Here is a 4,240-nt window from a genome sequence, read left to right as displayed (position 1 = left end):
CAGGCAGCCACACCCAACTACAAGCTGGATGTGGACCGGGACAAGGTGGAGAAGCTCGGCGTGCCCCTGAGTGATGTTTTCTCGGCCCTGCAGGCTTATCTGGGTAGCTCGCAGATCAACGAGTTCTCGCGCTTCGGTCGAAATTACAAGGTCACCATGCAGGCCGACGCCGACTATCGACGCGATATATCGACCCTGTCCAAGCTGTTCGTGCGCAGTGCAGACGGTCGCATGATTCCGCTGGATACACTCGTCTCGGCAACCGAATCGTCCGGCCCAAGGTTCCTGATGCGCTACAACCTTTACCCGACCGCCGAGATCACCGGATCTCCCGCGCCCGGATTCAGTTCCGGTCAGGCGATTGCCGCACTTGAAGCGGCTGCTGCTGAAACGCTGGGTGATGACTACGGCTATGAATGGTCCGGGCAGACCCGAGAGGAGATCGAATCCGGCAGTGCTGCCGTGGCCGTGCTGGTCCTGTCCGTGATAGTCGTATTCCTTTTCCTTGCCGCCTTGTACGAGAGCTGGTCGATACCGATGGCAGTGCTGCTTGCCGCGCCCTTGGGTGCCTTGGGCGCCTATGCTGGGCTCTTGATGAACAGCATGGACTTCAATGTCTATGGCCAGATCGGAATCGTCACCTTGATAGGTCTGGCGGCGAAAAACGCGATCCTGATCGTGGAGTTCGCCAAGCTCAATCGCGAGTCGGGGATGAATATTTTCGACTCCGCCGTCAATGCCGCAAAACTTCGCCTGCGCCCGATCTTGATGACTTCCTTCGCCTTCATCCTCGGCGTCGTGCCGTTGTTGCTTGCGAGTGGTGCAGGTGCTGCGTCCAAGCAATCGGTCGGCACGGTCGTGTTTTTCGGCATGCTCAGTGCGACGCTGCTCTCGGTGCTGCTGGTGCCAGCGCTGTACGCAATGATCCAGGGTGCTTCCGAGCGCTTCTTTGGAACCAGCCCCGAACCGACATCAGCAGCGGGCGGAACGCACGCGGCAACGGGAGAGTCGCCATGAAGCTGCGGGTTAGCCTGTTGGCTGCAACGATTGCCCTGGTCAGCGGCTGCGCGCTGGGCCCCGACTACGTGCGCCCTAACCTGGATGTTCCGGGTGACTATCGCGGCACCCTGAATGCCGACACTGCACGCACGCTGGCGGATCTGGATTGGGCAGACCTGTTCGATGATGCCGAGATGGCGGTGGTGGTCCGCAGTGCGGTCGAACGCAACCTCGATCTCAAGATCGCGTTGTGGCGTATCGAGGCTGCAAGGGCCCAGCTGACCAGCACACGTTCACTGTTGTTCCCGGGCGTAAGCGGCAGCCTGGCCACGACTCCATCAGCTACCAGCAGCGACAACGATAGCGCCTACTCGCTGGGACTGTTGTTCAGCTGGGAGATCGATGTCTTCGGCAAGCTGCGGCGCGCCAATGAAGCCAGCCGTGCCGAACTGCTTGCCAGCGAAGACGGCGCACGCGCCGTGATGTCATCACTCGTGGCGACTACGGCGGGAATCTGGCTGAGCCTGCGCGAGCTGGATCAGGAAGTCGCAATCACGCGTACCAATATCCTTGACCAGGAACGCTCACTGGAACTGGTTCGTCAGCTGATGCGCGGCGGTGTCGCCAATGGGGCGGACGAACAACAAGCGATTACCCAGCTCGCATCAACGCGCTCCCGCTTGCCGCAACTGCAGCAGCGCGTGATCGCTACCGAGAATGCGTTGAGCCTGTTGCTTGGAGCCTATCCTTCTTCGATACAGCGGGTGGATGAGGCGGTTTTGCCACAGGTTCCTGTCTTTCCCGCCCTCGGTTTGCCATCCGAGCTGCTGGATCGAAGGCCCGACGTGCGTGCCAGTGAGCAGACATTGCATGCGGCGACGGCACGCATCGGCGTGGCCATCGCCAATCGCTTTCCGGTTCCAACCATCGGACTGGGAGGATTTCTTGGCCGCCTCGGGATCGATCTGGGTGATGTCTTCGACAACAGCGGCTCTACCGCCGATGTCTGGTCCTGGGGGCCGAATGTCGATATGCCATTGATCGACTGGGGGCGTGGATCCGCCGGAGTCAGTGGCGCGCGCGCGCAGGCGGAGGCAGCGGTGCTGTCTTACCGCTCGACCGTTCTCAATGCGATGCGCGAAGTCAGCGATTCTCTGGCGGCTGCAGAGCTGGGCGGTGAAGTGGTCGAGCAGGCGGCGGTAAGCGCTTCAGCAGCGGCCGAATCCTTGCGTCTGCAAAACATGCGTTACAAGGCCGGTGTCGTCGGCTATCTCGATGTGCTGGATGCGCAACGCCAGCAATATTCCGCGCAGCTGGAACTGGCTCGCGCGCGCCTCCAGCATCTCCAGGCCTATGTAGACCTGTATCGGGCACTGGGCGGCGGCTGGTCGGATGCGACTCTCGCGGGTGTGCCGCGCGTCGCCCCGAACCCCGTCATTGAACCTGCCAGCAAGGTGTTGCCGGTAGCGGCGCCGGAAACACCCATCCAGCCTTGAGTCGACGCGACTCTTCGGGGCACTGATCCCGCAGCAAGAAGGGCCACCCTAAGGGTTGGCCCTTCTTTTTTTGACCAGTGCTCCTGGATACTGGCATCGGACTCGCGATCCGCTGCAACCCTGTGCCATTCCCGGGCTTGTCTTCCGGCCATTGGTCTACCCGGAACGCCCGCGTTCGCGGCTGTCCGGGACATCGGCCGATCTCGCTGCATGCGCGGGGGACAACATGTCTCGCGCGATCAGCGAAAACCGCAGGCGCGTGGAGGTGCCAGAGGCGAAATCGCCTGGCATGGCGAGAATTGCGAATGGCAAGACCGAGCCCGCCCGATATAGCCGGGTCTTGCGATTTTCCAACTCGAAGCGCTTCGACGGTGCCTGATCTGGAAATCGGCGAATGTTGGGTGGATATCGGCGATTTGATGGATATTTGATGAATTCTTGATGGTGTTCATAAGCCTCGGGTCTGGCAGGCGTGCACGATGGCTTCGAGAGTCAGCCACGATATGTATCGGGTTGCCTCCGGCCATTCATTCGCTGCGGAGAAAACCGATGCGCCTGTTGCCTGTCTCCATTCTATGGATCCTGGTGTTTGCAGTTTCTGCCGAGAGTCGTGCGGGATTGGCGGCTCCCGATCGCCCGGTGCTCTTCGCGAACTTCGACAACAAGGTGGTTGGGGAGCCTTCAGGCATACGCGGTGCCACATTCAGCGAGCCGATATACCTTGGCGACCTCGATGCCTCGGTAGTCGAAGCCAGCCCGGGGCAGAACGTGTTGCGAGTCAGCAACGACCTGACCAGCACTTCTGCTCGCAGTATCCGCTGGCAGCCGATTGGCGATGCTGAAATCAATGAGGGTGAAGTCAGGATTTCCCTGGATCTGACTGCGAGCGCTCTGGATAGCTTCAGTATTCTCGTTCGAGAGAGCACCTTGTCTGGCGCGGCCTTTCTCAGTCTTAACCTGGTCCCCTCGGGCACGGTTATCGCCAACGATGCCACGGGCATGATTTCGGTTACAGCCAATGGCTATGCCGCCAGCGTGCCACTGCACATCGAAATCATTTTCGACATGGATGCGAGGACGAGCAGCTTGCTCCTCGATGGCGGCACTATTTTTTCCGACCAGGCGTTTGGAATCGCCGATCGTGGTATTGGTGCCGTGCTCGTCGGATACGGATCCAGTTCCAATGGCAGCCCATTCGATCTGGACAACCTGCAAATGAGCGGCCCATTGCCGTTCCCGGCTCCGCTTGAAGCCGGTTTTGAAGACAAGACGGCAGGGCTGCCGATAGGCCTCGGCGGAGCCGAAGTACATGAGCCGCATGCCAAGGATCCCGGCATGGATGCAATCGTCATGGAAGCGGCAGCGGGCGTGAATATTCTCGACCTGGCCAGCACCAACGGTGCGGCATCCCAGATCCTGCGCTGGCAATTTCTCGATGATCTGGAAATTCGCTCGGGCGTTTTCGTTGTGGATTTCGACGCCAGGATGACGACGCGGGATCGCTACCGCCTTTCGCTGCGTGAACCATCTACTTCAACACAGAACTTCATGGGCCTGCAGTTTCAGGCGGATGGAACCATGTCGGTCACTGATGCCAATGGCACGGAGTTCCTGAGCGGCGTGAGCTACGCTGCCGCGCAGGTGTACCAGTACCGCATGATCTTCGACATGGATGCCGGCATCTACGACATCTTCCGTGACGGCATCCCGCTGATACGCGAACGTGTCCATGGCATAGACACGAG

General features: G+C 60.2%; 3 protein-coding genes. All 3 read left to right on the top strand.

Annotation, left to right across the window (positions count from 1 at the left end):
• A partial coding sequence (locus tag WBP53_RS08535) for an efflux RND transporter permease subunit (RefSeq protein ID WP_423927896.1) occupies positions 1-1,017 on the top strand: 1,017 nt, incomplete at its 5' end.
• Positions 1,014-2,495: an efflux transporter outer membrane subunit gene (locus tag WBP53_RS08530; RefSeq protein ID WP_423927894.1), complete on the top strand. Its 1,482-nt coding sequence runs from the start codon at positions 1,014-1,016 to the stop codon at positions 2,493-2,495. The genes WBP53_RS08535 and WBP53_RS08530, both read left to right, overlap by 4 nt.
• Before the next feature lie 549 nt (positions 2,496-3,044).
• A partial coding sequence (locus WBP53_RS08525; protein WP_423927892.1) for a hypothetical protein occupies positions 3,045-4,240 on the top strand: 1,196 nt, incomplete at its 3' end.

This window comes from Dokdonella sp. (assembly GCF_049593775.1).
GTDB lineage: Bacteria > Pseudomonadota > Gammaproteobacteria > Xanthomonadales > Rhodanobacteraceae > Dokdonella.
The sequence above is the reverse complement of the archived record's forward strand: the minus strand, read 5'-3'. Positions and strand labels throughout refer to the sequence as shown.